Annotated in this window: 12 protein-coding genes; 2 read left to right on the forward strand and 10 right to left on the reverse strand. The window is 72.1% G+C overall.

The genetic code is table 11. The features are described 5' to 3' along the window. Positions 1–37: 37 nt before the first annotated feature. Positions 38–1,060, reverse strand: a complete 1,023-nt coding sequence (locus AC1DW8_RS15975) for an AEC family transporter (protein WP_478095166.1) — start codon at positions 1,058–1,060, stop codon at positions 38–40. Here AC1DW8_RS15975 and AC1DW8_RS15980 point away from each other — a divergent pair. Beyond that, positions 1,059–2,174, forward strand: coding sequence for an LOG family protein (locus AC1DW8_RS15980; RefSeq protein ID WP_478095167.1), 1,116 nt, complete (start codon positions 1,059–1,061; stop codon positions 2,172–2,174). The genes AC1DW8_RS15975 and AC1DW8_RS15980 overlap by 2 nt on opposite strands. Before the next feature lie 103 nt (positions 2,175–2,277). Here AC1DW8_RS15980 and AC1DW8_RS15985 read toward each other — a convergent pair whose 3' ends face one another. Together AC1DW8_RS15985 and AC1DW8_RS15990 are read right to left on the reverse strand one after the other, a co-directional pair. Further along, on the reverse strand, positions 2,278–4,191 hold the full coding sequence (locus AC1DW8_RS15985; RefSeq protein ID WP_478095168.1) for a propionyl-CoA synthetase: 1,914 nt from the start codon (positions 4,189–4,191) through the stop codon (positions 2,278–2,280). Positions 4,192–4,195: 4 nt separating this feature from the next. Beyond that, positions 4,196–5,569, reverse strand: coding sequence for an MFS transporter (locus AC1DW8_RS15990; RefSeq protein ID WP_056824650.1), 1,374 nt, complete (start codon positions 5,567–5,569; stop codon positions 4,196–4,198). Between the two features lie 71 nt (positions 5,570–5,640). Between AC1DW8_RS15990 and AC1DW8_RS15995 the strand changes: the two genes are divergently transcribed. Beyond that, positions 5,641–6,648, forward strand: a complete 1,008-nt coding sequence (locus AC1DW8_RS15995; protein WP_478095169.1) for a GlxA family transcriptional regulator — start codon at positions 5,641–5,643, stop codon at positions 6,646–6,648. Positions 6,649–6,709: 61 nt separating this feature from the next. Here the strand turns inward: AC1DW8_RS15995 and AC1DW8_RS16000 are convergent, their stop codons facing one another. The 7 genes from AC1DW8_RS16000 to AC1DW8_RS16030 form a co-directional block, all read right to left on the reverse strand. After that, a complete protein-coding gene (locus AC1DW8_RS16000; protein ID WP_478095170.1) occupies positions 6,710–7,858 on the reverse strand; it encodes a N(5)-(carboxyethyl)ornithine synthase in 1,149 nt (382 codons plus the stop codon). 148 nt (positions 7,859–8,006) lie between these two features. Then, positions 8,007–9,242 (reverse strand): dual-specificity RNA methyltransferase RlmN, encoded by a 1,236-nt coding sequence (gene rlmN, locus AC1DW8_RS16005; RefSeq protein ID WP_478095171.1) that lies wholly within the window; start codon positions 9,240–9,242, stop codon positions 8,007–8,009. Positions 9,243–9,379: 137 nt separating this feature from the next. Beyond that, complete coding sequence (locus AC1DW8_RS16010; protein ID WP_235508604.1) at positions 9,380–10,210, reverse strand: SDR family NAD(P)-dependent oxidoreductase; 831 nt, start codon at positions 10,208–10,210, stop codon at positions 9,380–9,382. Between the two features lie 4 nt (positions 10,211–10,214). After that, positions 10,215–11,183, reverse strand: coding sequence for a phosphatidate cytidylyltransferase (locus AC1DW8_RS16015; RefSeq protein WP_056770004.1), 969 nt, complete (start codon positions 11,181–11,183; stop codon positions 10,215–10,217). A 16-nt stretch (positions 11,184–11,199) separates the two neighbouring features. Next, on the reverse strand, positions 11,200–11,757 hold the full coding sequence (gene frr, locus AC1DW8_RS16020) for a ribosome recycling factor (RefSeq protein ID WP_056753911.1): 558 nt from the start codon (positions 11,755–11,757) through the stop codon (positions 11,200–11,202). A gap of 124 nt (positions 11,758–11,881) precedes the next feature. Further along, positions 11,882–12,610 (reverse strand): UMP kinase, encoded by a 729-nt coding sequence (gene pyrH, locus AC1DW8_RS16025; RefSeq protein ID WP_056770006.1) that lies wholly within the window; start codon positions 12,608–12,610, stop codon positions 11,882–11,884. A 79-nt stretch (positions 12,611–12,689) separates the two neighbouring features. Further along, entirely contained in the window at positions 12,690–13,829 is a 1,140-nt protein-coding gene (locus AC1DW8_RS16030) for an aminotransferase class V-fold PLP-dependent enzyme (protein WP_478095172.1), read from the reverse strand. Positions 13,830–13,832 lie beyond the last annotated feature (3 nt).

Raw genomic sequence — 13,832 nt, forward strand, 5'->3', positions numbered from 1 at the left:
GTGGGACGGAGCGCTCGCTGGACGGGGACGGGGGCGGTCAGACGCCGACGAGCCAGTGGAAGAGGGCGGCGATCCCGAGGATCACCGGGACCGATGCGAAGGTGCTGACGAAGATGACGTCACGGGCGAGGTTGACCTCGCGTCGGTAGCGGACGGCATACGTGAAGATGTTCTGCGCCGTCGGGAGGGCCGCCGTCACGACGACGGCGAAGAGCGCCTCGCCCCGTAGCCCCAGCGCCAGGCCGACGCCGAGCGCGATGGCCGGCATGAGGAGGGTCTTGAGGACGACGATCGTCCACACGTGCTCGGCGGTGCGCCCGGTCGCCGGGCGAGGTCCGCGCCGCAGCGAGATGCCGAACGCGACGAGCATCGACGGCACGGCCATCGCGCCGAGCAGGTCGATGGGCGCCGCGATGACGCGTGGGAGGTGGATGTCGAAGACGGCGATGAGCAGGCCCGCCACCGCACCGAGGGTGATCGGGTTGCTGAACATCCGGCGCAGGCTGCGGCCGAGGGTCGGGCGCTCGCCACGGGCGTCGCTGTCGAACAGCGCCATGTAGACCGGTGTGATGATGAGCAGCTGCATGAGCAGCGTCGGCGCCACCCACGCGACGTCGCCGAGGACGTAGAGCGCGATCGGGATGCCGAGGTTGCCCGCGTTGACGTATGCCGCCGAGAGGCTGCCGATGAGCCGTGACCCGAGCGTCCCTCCCGCCCAACGGAACCGGGCGATGAGCAGGTAGAGCCCGACGACGATCGCAAAGCTGATGAGCGACGTGACGAGGTTGGCCGACAGGACGGCGTCGAGCGAGGTGCGCTGCATGACGGTGAGCAGCAGCGCCGGCGAGGCGACGTGGAAGGCGAGGCGCGAGAGGTTGACCTGGGCGGAGTCGTCGAGCACCCGACGGTCGGCGAGGAGCCAGCCGACCGCGACGATGATCGCGATCGTCGCGAATCCCTCGAGCACGCCGACCATGCCGCCGATCCTGTCAGCCGCGGCCGACGCGACGTCGCCCGGGTCCGCTCCTCGGCCACCCGGCCGGGGCAGGATGGGGCGCATGGAGATCGAGACGCTCGACGAGCTGGACGACCACCTCGCCTCCGACGGACCGCTGCGCGGACTGCGGCTCCAGGACCTCGACCTCACCGGCTACGGCGACCGGCTGGCGGCCCGCGGAGACCTGACCGGCCTCGTCGTGCTCGGGGGCACGGTGCCGGTCCGGGTGGCCGAGATGCTGCTGACCCGGGGCGCGATCCTCTTCCCCGGCATCGCCGACGCCCCGGTCGACCCGTGGCGCGGCCTCTACTTCCCGACCGACCTCTACGCCGGTCTCGAGCACGGCTACGCGGCGACGCCCGACGCGAAGGCGTACGCGTGGTTCGTCGACGCGCGGCTGCGCACCGACGCGTACGCCACCCTCGTCCGCGCGATCCACGACGACTCGGTGACGGACGAGCTCGACGAGTTCGTCCAGGGGCGATCGGTCGTCGGGATCATGGGCGGCCATGCCCTGCAACGGGACTCAGCGGCATACGCCGGCGCTGCAGGGCTGGGGCACGCGCTCGCCGAGGAGGGACACCTCGTCGCGACCGGTGGCGGTCCGGGAGCGATGGAGGCCGCCAACCTCGGCGCGCTGTGCCGGAGCGCAGCCGCCGTCGAGGAGGCCGTCGGTCTCATTGCGAGCGTCCCGGGCTTCCGGCCCGACGTGACGGCGTGGGCCACGACAGCGCTCGCCGCACGGCACGACATCGTCGGGGACGAGCTCCAGGCGCCGTCGGAGACGCTGGGCCCGTCGGCCCGGTCGCTCGGCATCCCGACGTGGTTCTACGGTCACGAGCCGCCCAACGTCTTCTGCGACGTCATCGCGAAGTACTTCTCCAACGCGATCCGCGAGGAGGGGCTGCTCGCCCGGTCGAACGGCGGCATCGTCGTGCTCGACGGTGCGGCCGGCACGGTGCAGGAGATCTTCCAGGCCGTGACACCGCTCTACTACGCCCCCGAGGGCGCTCCCCTGCCTCCCCTCGTCCTCGTCGGGCGCGAGCACTGGACCGAGCGCCTGCCCGTCTGGCCGGCCCTGCGCGCCATCGCCGCCGGTCGCCCGATGGAGGCGGCCGTCCACCTCGTCGACTCCGTCGACGAGGTCCTCCCCCTCCTGGAAACCCCCGCTCCCTGACTCCCTAGCCTCGGCTCCCTGACCGAACGCAGCGTTCGGTGCCGAACGCGCTGTTGGAACAGTGAGCTCGAGACCGAACGCTGCGTTCGGTGCAGGAGGGGCCTCAGGACGATGGACCGCGCAGGACGGGGGTCAGGGTCTCGAGGACCGAGGCGTCCTCGATCGTCGCGGGCACGGCCGGCGCCCTGCCGTCGGCCAGCTCACGCATCGTCTTGCGCAGGATCTTGCCCGACCGCGTCTTGGGCAGGCCGGCGACGATGTCGACCTGGTGCAGGGCTGCCACGGCCCCGACCTCTGACCGCACCCGGGCGACGAGCTCGCGCTTGATCCGGTCACCGTCGACCTCGGCGTCGACGCCCGACTTCAGGACGACGAGCGCGCGCGGCACCTGTCCCTTGAGGTCGTCGTGGACGCCGATCACGGCACACTCGGCGACCGCCTCGTGGCCGGCGAGGGCCGCCTCGAGCGAACCGGTCGAGAGGCGGTGGCCGGCGACGTTGAGGACGTCGTCGGTCCGACCCATGACGTAGAGGTAGCCGTCCTCGTCGAGGTATCCGCCGTCTCCGGTGAGGTAGTAGCCGGGATAGGCCGACAGGTAGGAGCTGACGTAGCGGTCGTCGTCGCCCCACAGCGTCGGCAGCGTGCCGGGCGGCATGGGCAGCTTGATGCAGATGGCACCCTCGGTGCCGGCCTCGACCTGCTCGCCCGTCGCGTCGAGCACCCGCACGTCGTAGCCCGGCACGGCGACCGTGGGCGAGCCGGCCTTGACCGGCAGCAGCCCGATCCCCACGGGGTTGCTGGCGATCGGCCACCCAGTCTCGGTCTGCCACCAGTTGTCGATGACCGGCTTGCCGAGCGCGGCGGAGGCCCACTCGTACGTGTCGGGGTCGAGCCGCTCTCCGGCGAGGAAGAGGGCGCGGAAGCGGGAGAGGTCGTGCTCGGCGACCTTGGACGCCGTCGAGTCGTCCTTCTTGATGGCGCGGAAGGCCGTCGGCGCGGTGAACATGCAGACGGCGCCGTACTCCGCGATGACCCTCCAGAACGCACCGGCGTCGGGGGTCCCCACGGGCTTGCCCTCGTAGAGCACCGTCGTGGCGCCCGTCAGCAGGGGCGCGTAGACGATGTAGGAGTGCCCGACGACCCAACCGACGTCGCTCGCGGTGAACATCGTCTCGCCCGGGGCGACGTCGTAGAGGTTGGCCATCGACCACCGCAGGGCCACCGCATAGCCACCGCAGTCGCGGTAGATGCCCTTCGGCTTCCCCGTCGTCCCGGACGTGTAGAGGATGTAGAGCGGGTCGGTGGCTGCGACCGTGACGCACTCGCTGCCCTCGCTGGCCGCGTCGCCGGACTCGAAGTCGGCCCAGTCGATGTCGCGCTCGCCGAGCTCGGCGACGAGCTGCTCGCGCTGGAGCACGACGCAGCGCTCGGGCTGGTGCGCAGAGCGGCGGATGGCCTCGTCGAGGAACGGCTTGTAGGGCACGACGCGGCTCGGCTCGACGCCGCACGACGCCGACAGCACGACCTTCGGCGCGGCGTCGTCGATGCGCGCGGCGAGCTCCTGCGGGGCGAAGCCGCCGAAGACGACGGAGTGGATGGCACCGATGCGGGCGCACGCGAGCATCGCGATGACGGCCTCGGGGACCATCGGCATGTAGATGACGACCCGGTCGCCCTTGCCGACGCCGAGCCCACGCAGCCCACCGGCCACCGCGCGCACCCGCTCGAGCAGGACGGCATACGTCAGCGTGCTCTTCGTGCCCGTCACCGGCGAGTCGTAGTGGACCGCGGGCTGCTCGCCGCGCCCCGCGGCCACGTGGCGGTCGACGGCGTTGAAGCAGACGTTGAGCTCGGCGTCGGGATACCACCGGTAGAACGGCGGTCTCGAGTCGTCGAGGATGCGCGTCGGCGGCGTCACCCAGTCGATGCCCTCCGCGGCCGCACGCCAGAACCCTTCCGGGTCGCGCAGGCTGTCGTCGTGGATGCGGTGGTATGCCGTCGAAGCGCCGTCGCTCATGGCCTCACTGTGCCGCCGGTGGCGCCGCCGCGCCAGAGTCGGTGCGCCGAGGTGACGCATCTGACAGACGAGCGGTCGTGATCGCGACGCACATCACGGCGGCGACGAGGCACAGCGCGCCGGCGACGTACCAGGCGAGGTCGTAGGTGCCGACCTGGTCGCGGACGAGACCCGCCCCGAGGGCCGCTGCGGCGGCCCCGATCTGGTGCGAGGCGAAGACCCAGCCGAAGACGATCGGCGCGCGCTCGCCGTACGCACTGCGACACAGGGCGATCGTCGGGGGCACCGTCGCGACCCAGTCGAGGCCGTAGAAGAGGACGAACGCGAGCATGTTGACGTGCATCGAGTCGCTGAAGAGCGCCGGCAGCAGGAAGAGCGAGCCGCCGCGCAGCGTGTAGTAGGCCGCGAGCAGGATCCGTGGGTCGACCCGGTCGGTGAGCCAGCCGGAGAAGACGGTGCCGACGATGTCGAAGACGCCGACGAGGGCGAGGAGGCCTGCGGCGGTCGTCGTCGGCATGCCGTGGTCGTGGGCGGCCGGGATGAAGTGCGTGCCGACGAGGCCGTTCGTCGAGGCACCGCAGACGGCGAAGCTGCCGGCGAGCAGCCAGAACACCTTGGTGCGCGCCGCGTCACGCAGGGTCGCGAGGGCCAGGTGCGCCGGGTGGCCCGTCGGCCGAGGCGGACGACCGACCGGGGTGCCGGCCGGGGCGCCGTAGGCCGTGATGCCGAGGACGCTCGGGTGGTCGTGCAGCTTCCAGAGCACGAGCGGGACGACGGTCAGGGCGGCGGCCGAGGTGACGATCGCCGCGGTGCGCCAGCCGTGGTTCTCGGCGAGCCACGCGAGGACGGGCAGGAAGATGAGCTGGCCCGTGGCACCCGCAGCCGTGAGCACGCCGGTGACGAGGCCGCGTCGCTCGACGAACCAGCGCCCCGTGACGGTCGCGACGAGGCTCATCGCCATGGCGCCGGTGCCGAGGCCGACGACGATCCCCCAGCACAGGACGAGCTGCCACGAGGCCGTCATCCAGATCGGCAGGAGGGAACCGACGCTGACGAGCACGAGGGCGACGGCGACGACCCGCTGGATGCCGAGGCGCTCCATCAGGGCCGCCGAGAACGGTGCCGCGAGCCCGAAGAGGACGAGGTTGACCGACACGGCGCCACCGATGACGCCCATCGGCCAGCCGAACTCCTCGTGGAGCGGCGTCATGAGCACGCCCGGCGTCGAACGGAAGCCGGCCGCGCCGATGATCGTCAGGAAGGTGACGGCGGCGACCCACCAGGCCGGGTGGATCCGGTGGCCGGATCGGCCCGGAGTGACGGCAGGGTCGGGTGTGGCGTCGTCGGGGACGTCGGCGCGGCGGTCGGTCAGGCTCACGGACCCACTGTGCGGGATCGGAGTCCGTCACGACGAGTGGCCAGAAGGACATGATGTGCAAAGATCTGGCCATGACCGCAGCTCTCCCGCGACCGCACCGCGTGGCCGTCCTCGCCCTCGACGGCGTCGTGGCGTTCGAGCTCGGGCTGCCACACCGCTTCTTCAGCGCGAGCGCCCTCGACCCCGGCTGGCCCGGCCGCCTCACCGGCGCTCCCCCGCCCTACGAGGTGTCGATGTGCACGCTCGACGACGGACCCGTCATGACGTCGGCCGGCTATGCCGCTCTGCCGACCCACCCGAACTCCGTGGTCGCGCAAGCTGACACGGTCGTCGTTCCGGGCATCACGAACACCCCCATCGTCACGCGGGGCGAGCTGCCCGCCGACCTCGTCGCGCTCGCCGGCAGGGCCCGCCCCGACGCGCGGTGGCTCTCGATCTGCACGGGCGCCTTCGTCCTCGCGGGCCTCGGCAAGCTCGACGGCCGCGAGGCGACGACGCACTGGGTCTACGAGGACCTTTTCCGCCGCCACTTCCCCGCCGTCCACCTCGACCCCGACGTGCTCTACGTCGACCACGGCGACGTCCTCACCTCCGCCGGCAACGCCGCGGGCATCGACCTGCTGCTCCACGTGCTGCGCAGCGACCTCGGCACCGAGGCCGCTAACCGGGTCGCCCGTGGCGCCGTCGTCGCGCCCTGGCGGGCGGGCGGGCAGGCCCAGTTCATCGAGCGACCCGTGCCCGACGCGTCCGACGCGGGCACCGGGTCGACACGGACGTGGGCCCTCGAGCACCTCGACGAGCCGATCGGCCTGGCCGACCTGGCCCGGCACGCCGGGACGAGCGTGCGCACGTTCACCCGCCGCTTCCGGGAGGAGACGGGCGAGACGGCGGGCACGTGGCTCGCGCGGGCTCGCGTCGACCGAGCCCGACACCTGCTCGAGACGACCGACCTGCCCGTCGACCGGGTGGCCGCCGCGGCCGGCTTCGGCACGAGCGCCTCGCTGCGCCAGCACCTCGCGGCCGCCGTGGGACTCTCGCCCCTCGCCTACCGTCGCACCTACCGGGCGGAGCCGGCCTGAACGGCCACGCCCGCGCCGGCCGGGCCCGAGCGGGCCGCAGCACCCGGCATACGACGCCTCGTCACGTCGCGAGGGGCAGGTGCGGGTGCTTCGGCGAGCGGCCCTGGAACGACAGGATCGCCGGGTTCTGGATCTCGCCGTCCCGGATCTCGATCGCCCGCCGGACGGTCGAGTTGGCGTCCCAGGCCTCGGGCCCGCCCATGACCGTCGGCAGGAAGGGCAGCAGCGCCTCGCTGATCTCCCACGTGGCGGCGTCCCAGAGGTAGGACGGGCTGTGGTCGACGGCGTAGTAGAGCACGTGGTCGCCGACGAGGAAGGTGGGGTCGGTGAAGGTCGTCGGCTTCGCCCAGCTGAAACCCATGCCCTCGTCGCACGACACGTCGATGACGATGCTGCCCGGCGTCATCCGCTTGAGGTCGTCGTCCGTCATGAACGTGATCGGGGCGTCGGTGTCCTGGAGCACGCAGTTGACGACGATGTCGTGCTCGGCGAGGAACTCCCCGAGGGCCACCGGGCCGTCCTCGGTGACCGCGTGGCTGACGCGCGCCGTCGTGTCGTCGGTGTCGAAGTGCACGATCCGGGCCGAGTGGATCGGCGAGGCGACAGCCGCCTTCTGGCGGTGGGTCAGCACGTCGACGTCACCGATCCCGAGCGCGTTGAGCGCGGTGACCGCCCCGCGGGCCGTGGCGCCGAACCCGATCACGACCGCACGGCGCTGGGGACCGTAGTCACCGGTGATCCCCGCGATCTGGAGGGCGTGGAGCACCGAGCAGTAGCCGGCGAGCTCGTTGTTCTTGTGGAAGACGTGGAGGCTGAACGAGCCGTCCTTGTTCCAGTGGTTCATCGCCTCGAAGGCGATGAGCGTCAGCTTCCGGTCGATGGCGACCTGCGTCAGCTCGGCGTCCTGCACGCAGTGCGGCCAGCCCCAGAGCACCTGCCCGACCCGCAGGGCCGAGATGTCACTGAGCAGGGGCTTCGGCGCGAGGATGACGTCGCACTGCGCGACGAGCTCCTCGCGACTGAGGAACCCGCCGACGTAGCGCTCGAGCTGGTCGTCGGACACGCCGTGTCGCTCGCCGTAGCCGGTCTCGAGGAAGATCCGCCCGCGCAGCTCCTCGGGGATGCGGTCGACGTGCTTGGGGTGCAGTGGCAGCCGGTGCTCGTTCTCCTTGAGGGACCGGGCCATGACGCCGAGGCTGAGCTGGACCATGCGAGGACCTCCTGGTGGGCCGCCCCGTGCTCTGCCCGGCGACTCGTCACCAGTGCCCGAGCCGGGCACGACCCCGCCAGCGTACGCGGGTGAGCCGGTTGACGCGCCGAGCCGGCCGCAGGCCCCGTCACGTCGTCGGGTCGACGGGTCAGGCGGTCGACGCGGCGAGCTGGCCGCAGGCCCCGTCGATGTCCTGGCCACGGGTGTCGCGGATCGTCGTCGGGATGCCGTGGGCACGCAGGCGCTCGACGAAGTTCTGCTCGACGCCGGGCCGGCTCGCGGTCCACTTCGAGCCGGGCGTCGGGTTGAGCGGGATCGGGTTGACGTGCACCCACCCGCGGCCCCGCCGGTTGAGCTTCTCGCCGAGCAGGTCGGCGCGCCAGCCCTGGTCGTTGATGTCGCGGATCAGGGCGTACTCGATGGACACGCGACGGCCGGTCGCCTCGAAGTAGCGGTAGGCGGCGTCGAGCGCCTCGTCGACGGACCACCGGGTGTTGATCGGCACGAGCTCGTTGCGCAGCTCGTCGTCCGGGGCGTGCAGGGAGAGGGCGAGGGTCACCGGGATGCCCTCGGCCGTCAGCTTGTCGATGCCGGGGACGAGCCCGACCGTCGACATCGTGATGCCGCGGGCCGACATGCCGAGGCCGTCGGGCGCGGGGTCGCTGAGCCGGCGGATCGCACCGATGGACGCCTTGTAGTTGGCGAGGGCCTCGCCCATGCCCATGAAGACGACGTTGCTGACGCGCAGCGGCGCCTCGCGGTCGTCGTCACCGCCCCCGGCGAGCTCACCCCGTCGCAGCGCCCGGGCCGCCCAGACGACCTGCTCGACGATCTCGCCGGCGGACATGTTGCGGGTCAGGCCGGCCTGGCCGGTCGCGCAGAACGGGCAGTTCATGCCGCAGCCGGCCTGGCTCGAGATGCAGATGGTGACGCGCTTGGGGTAGCGCATCAGCACGGACTCGACGATCGCGCCGTCGTGCAGCCGCCACGCGTACTTCATCGTCTGGCCGTCGTCGGCGACGCGCTGGACGATCGGCGTCAGCAGCGTCGGGAGCAGGCCTGCGACGAGCTCGGACCGCACGGCCTTCGGCAGGTCGGTCATCTGCTCGGGGTCGTCCTCGAGCCGCTCGAAATAGTGGGTCGAGAGCTGCTTGGCCCGGAAACCCTTGTGCCCCAACGACTCCACGGCCTCTTTGCGCTCGGCCGGCGTGAAGTCGGCGAGGTGCCGCGGCGGTTTGCCGCGACGGGGCGCCTGGAAGGTCAGCTGCCCCGGCACGGGGCGGGCGGTCGTCGGCTCGGCCAGCACGACGGGCGCCGGCACGGACGCGGGCTCAGTAGCGGACTCGGAGGCGGACTCGGAGGCGGGGGCTGGGGTGTCGGTCATCTCCCCTCCAGTCTCTCAGGTGGAGTCAAAACGGGTCGGCCCGGCGCCGTGGCCGGCACCGAGGGCGTATGCCGCCCTCCCGCAGCCGGTGCCCACGCCCAGGGTCACGCCTGGTTCACGTCGGCGGTCTCGAAGGGTCACGCCTGCGCGCGCTGCTCGCTGACCGCGTTGCCGCCGTCGACGACGAGGACCTGGCCCGTGACGTAGGACGCCTCACGGCTGGCGAGGAAGGCGATGGCCGCGGCCACCTCGTCGGCGCTGCCTGAGCGACCGAGCGGTGTGGCCCGCCCGTCGCGCGCCTCCTCGTCGGTCTGGGAGCCGGTGGCGACCCAGCCCGGGGCGACAGCGTTGACCGTGGTGCCGTGCGGGCCCTCGTCGACCGCGAGGGCCCGGGCGAGCCCGACGAGCGCGGCCTTGGCCGTGGCGTAGGCGACCTCGCCCCGCATCGCCATGACGCCGCCGGTGACGCTGCTCACGAGCACGAGCCGGCCTGCCCCGGACACCCGAAGGTGCGGCAGGGCGGCCCGGCTCACGAGATAGGCGGTGTCGAGGTTGCGGGCGAGCGAGCCTCGCCAGCGCGACGGGTCGGTGGACCCCAGGTCTCCGCCGAGCGGGTCGGGGTCGGCGGCGCTCGTCATGCCGGCGTTGTTGACGACGACGTCGAGGCGAGCGTGCTCCGCGAGGCAGGCGGCCACGAGCGCTCCGGCCTCGAGCTCCCGGGTCAGGTCGCCGACGTGGCCACTGGCCGTCACGCCGTCGCGACGGAGCTCGGCGACGCGCTCGTGCACCCGGTCGGTCGTGGCCGCGACGACGACGGCGGCACCGAGCCGACCGAGCATCCGTGCGGTGGCGAAGCCGATGCCGCTCGCGCTTCCGGCACCCGTCACGAGCACGACCCGGCCGGTCTGGTCGAAAGGCACGGCCTCGGAGCCGGACGCCCGGTCCGCGGCCACCCGCTCCGCGACCACCCGGTCAGCCCGGCTTGGCGGCGAGGAGCGTCAGCACGGCCCAGACGATGGGGGCCACGACGACGAGCGAGTCGAGCCGGTCCATGACACCGCCGTGACCGGGAAGGACGTTGGACATGTCCTTGATGCCGAGGTCCCGCTTGATGAGCGACTCCATGAGGTCGCCGACCGTCGCAGCGACGGCCACCCCGACACCCAGCGCGATCCCGATGACCCACGAGTGGTCGAGCAGGAAGTGGACGGTGAGCGAGCCGGCGACGACGCACAGCAGCACCGAGCCCGCGAAGCCCTCCCACGACTTCTTGGGGCTGATGGTGGGCGCCATGGGGTGCTTGCCGAAGAGGACGCCCGCGGCGTACCCGCCGACGTCGCTGCACACGGTCGTGATGAGGAAGACGAAGAGACGAGCGACGCCGTCCTCGGGTGCGAGCAGGAGGATGGCGAAGCCGACGAGGAAGGTCGGATAGGTGGCGATGAAGATGCCGCCGAGGACGTCGCGCCCGGCTCCGTCAAGGCGGCCGGTGCCGCGCCAGAGCACGACGGCGAGGCACGTCAGCGACCAGGCCACGACGAGACCGGCAGGCCCGTGCACGAAGGCCGCCCACAGCATGACGACCATGCCCACGACCGGTGGGACGAGCGGAGCCCGGACCGCTGCGTGCCGCAGGGCCGCCCGCAGCTCCCAGATGCCCACGGCCACGGCGAGCGCGACGAGGACGATGAACGACTCCTTGCGGATGAGCAGGGTCGCGACGATGAGCGCTCCGAGGCCGACACCCACCCCGATGGCCGCGGGCAGGTTGCGTCCCGCGCGGCTCTGCTTCTGCTCGATGACCTCCTCGGCGGGGAGGCCGGCGAGCTCGTCGAGCGCAGGGTCGTAGGGGACGGGCTCGAGCGGCCCGGCCCCGCCGTCGCCGGCCTGGGCCGCGGGTGCGGGGTCCACGGGGTCCGACGGGGAGTCAGTCGTCATCATCGGTCGAGCATCGAGGTCACACCTCGAGCAGCTCGGCCTCCTTGGCCTTGACGAGTCCTTCGACGAGGTCGGTGTGCTTCTTGGTCAGGCCGTCGAGCTCCTTCTCGGCACGCGACCCGTCGTCCTCGCCCACCTCGCCGTCCTTGACGAGCTTGTCGAGGTCGGTCTTGGCCTTGCGACGGATGTTGCGCACCGAGACCCGTGCCTCTTCGGCCTTGTGGTTGGCGAGCTTGATGTACTCGCGGCGGCGCTCCTCGGTCAGCTCCGGCATGACGCAGCGGATCTGGTTGCCGTCGCTGCTCGGGTTGACGCCGAGGTCGGAGTCGCGGATGGCGCGCTCGATCTCGTGCATCGCCGACTTGTCGAACGGGATGACGAGGATCGTACGGGGCTCGGGGTTCTGGAACGAGGCGAGCTGCTGCAGCGGGGTCGGCGCGCCGTAGTACTCGACCGTGAGCTTGTTGAACAGGCCCGGGTTGGCGCGCCCGGTGCGGATGCCCGCGAAGTCCTCCTTGAGGACCTCGACGGCCTTGTCCATCTTCTCCTCGGCCTCGAACATCGTCTCTTCGATCATGGCTCTGGCTTCCTCGTCCCTCGTTCGTGGGGTGCTGCGGGGGTGCTGCGGGGGTGGTGCAGGGTGACAGGTGGTTCGGGTGCTTCGCGGTGGTCGTGCTCGCGCGCGGCAGGTGCCGTGGCGCTCAGGCGTTGGTGACCAGCGTGCCGATCTTCTCACCGAGCAGGGCGCGCGTGATGTTGCCCGCGCCTTCCATGCCGAAGACGACCATGGGCAGCTTGTTCTCCATGCAGAGGCTGAAGGCCGCCGCGTCGACGACCTTGAGCCCCTCGACGATGGCGTCCTGGAACGTGACCGTCTCGAGCTTCTTGGCGTCGGGGTTGGTACGCGGGTCGGCGTCGTAGACACCGTCGACGCCGTTCTTGGCGATGAGCACGGCGTCGCACTTGATCTCGAGGGCGCGCTGGGCGCTGACCGTGTCGGTGGAGAAGAACGGCATGCCGGCGCCGGCGCCGAAGATGACGACGCGGTGCTTCTCGAGGTGGCGGATGGCCCGGCGCGGGATGTACGGCTCGGCGACCTGCTGCATGGCGATCGCGGACTGCACCCGGGTCTCGATGCCCTCCTTCTCGAGGAAGTCCTGCAGGGCGAGGCAGTTCATGACGGTGCCGAGCATGCCCATGTAGTCGGCACGCGTGCGGTCCATGCCGCGCTGCTGGAGCTCGGCGCCGCGGAAGAAGTTGCCGCCGCCGATGACGACGGCGACCTCGACGCCCCCGCGCACGGCGTCGGCGATCTGCTTGGCGATGCCGGAGACGACGGCCGGGTCGAGGCCGATGCTCCCGCCCCCGAACACCTCACCGGAGAGCTTGAGAAGGACCCGGTGGAAGGGGGTTGTCTGGGCGTCGGTCATGGCGCAGGGCCTCCTCGTGGGCAGCGTTCCGGCGGTCGGTCGATCTTTCCACATCCGGCGGACATCGGCCGCATCGGGTTCAGGCGGTTCGGACGTCGGACAGCAGGCCCGGTAGCACGGCCGCGAGGCGGGCGTAGTCGTCCTCGTCGTTGTACGGCGCGGCGGCCAGCCGCACGTAGCCGCGCCCCTCGAAGGCCACGGGCGGCACGACGAGCCCGACGGCATACAACCGCTGCCACAGGGCCTCGGCGTCCTCGGTCGTCGTCGCCACCCCGTCGGGCAGCGCGACGAGGCGTAGGCACGGGGCGGAGGGTATGCCGCCGTGCGGGCCGTCCGTGCCGAGTGCGTCCCGCACGAGCTCGGCCCCGCGCAGGAGCAGGTCGGCGTTGCACCGGACCTGCTCCCAGCCACCGAGGGCGGCCCAGGCGGCCAAGCCGTCGGGCACGGCCACCCACGACGAGTGGTCGACGGTGCCCTGGAGGTCGAAGCGCTCGGGGAAGGGCAGCCCGTGGCTCCACGAGGTGACGAGCGGACGCATCGCGTCGCGGTGCTCGGGAGCCACCCAGAGCGTGGCGGCGGCGCGCGGCGTGTAGGCCCACTTGTGCAGGTTGCCCGCCCAGAACGCCACCCCGAGAGCCTCGACGTCGAGGTCCGGCAGGGCTCCGGGCACGTGGGCGGCGTCGACGAGAACCGGGACGGGTGCGACGGCGGCTGCCACCTCGGCGACCGGGAGGACGAGGGCCGTCGGGGAGGTGATCTGGTCGATGACGACGAGGCGGGTGCGGTCGGTCACGGTGGCCGCGAAGGCCACCACGACGTCGTCCGGGTCGCTGTCGACGCCGAAGACCGCCGTCCGCAGCGTCGCACCGCGCGCCTCGGCGGACCAGCCGGCCGTGAGGTAGCCGTGGTTGCCGACGACGACGTCGTCACCGGGGCCGATGCCGAGACCCTGGAGCACGACCCCGACCGCCTCGGTGACGTTGCGCACGAGGGCGGTCGACCCTGCCGGCACGCCGAGGAAGGTCGCGGCCGCCTCGCGGGCACCCGAGAGCGTCGCGGGGAGCTCGTCGCGGAAGGCCCGCATCGGCGCCCCCTCGATGCGGGCCCGGGCGCGGTCCTGCGCCTCGCGGACCGATCGGGGCACCGCCCCGAACGCACCGTGGTTGAGGTGGGTCAGGGCCGGGTCGAGCTCGAACAGGTCGGCGATGTCGCGGCGCACCCG

This window comes from Terrabacter sp. P2_E3, from assembly GCF_056403915.1.

What these genes read in the sequence shown, in the direction of transcription:
- AC1DW8_RS15985 (WP_478095168.1), bottom strand. Translation starts at nt 4,191, where the DNA reads ATGAGCGACGGCGCTTCGACGGCATACCACCGCATCCACGACGACAGC.
- pyrH (WP_056770006.1), bottom strand. Translation starts at nt 12,610, where the DNA reads ATGACCGACGCCCAGACAACCCCCTTCCACCGGGTCCTTCTCAAGCTC.
- AC1DW8_RS16015 (WP_056770004.1), bottom strand. Translation starts at nt 11,183, where the DNA reads ATGATGACGACTGACTCCCCGTCGGACCCCGTGGACCCCGCACCCGCG.
- frr (WP_056753911.1), bottom strand. Translation starts at nt 11,757, where the DNA reads ATGATCGAAGAGACGATGTTCGAGGCCGAGGAGAAGATGGACAAGGCC.
- rlmN (WP_478095171.1), bottom strand. Translation starts at nt 9,242, where the DNA reads ATGACCGACACCCCAGCCCCCGCCTCCGAGTCCGCCTCCGAGTCCGCT.
- AC1DW8_RS15975 (WP_478095166.1), bottom strand. Translation starts at nt 1,060, where the DNA reads ATGCGCCCCATCCTGCCCCGGCCGGGTGGCCGAGGAGCGGACCCGGGC.
- AC1DW8_RS16000 (WP_478095170.1), bottom strand. Translation starts at nt 7,858, where the DNA reads ATGGTCCAGCTCAGCCTCGGCGTCATGGCCCGGTCCCTCAAGGAGAAC.
- AC1DW8_RS15995 (WP_478095169.1), top strand. Translation starts at nt 5,641, where the DNA reads ATGACCGCAGCTCTCCCGCGACCGCACCGCGTGGCCGTCCTCGCCCTC.
- AC1DW8_RS15980 (WP_478095167.1), top strand. Translation starts at nt 1,059, where the DNA reads ATGGAGATCGAGACGCTCGACGAGCTGGACGACCACCTCGCCTCCGAC.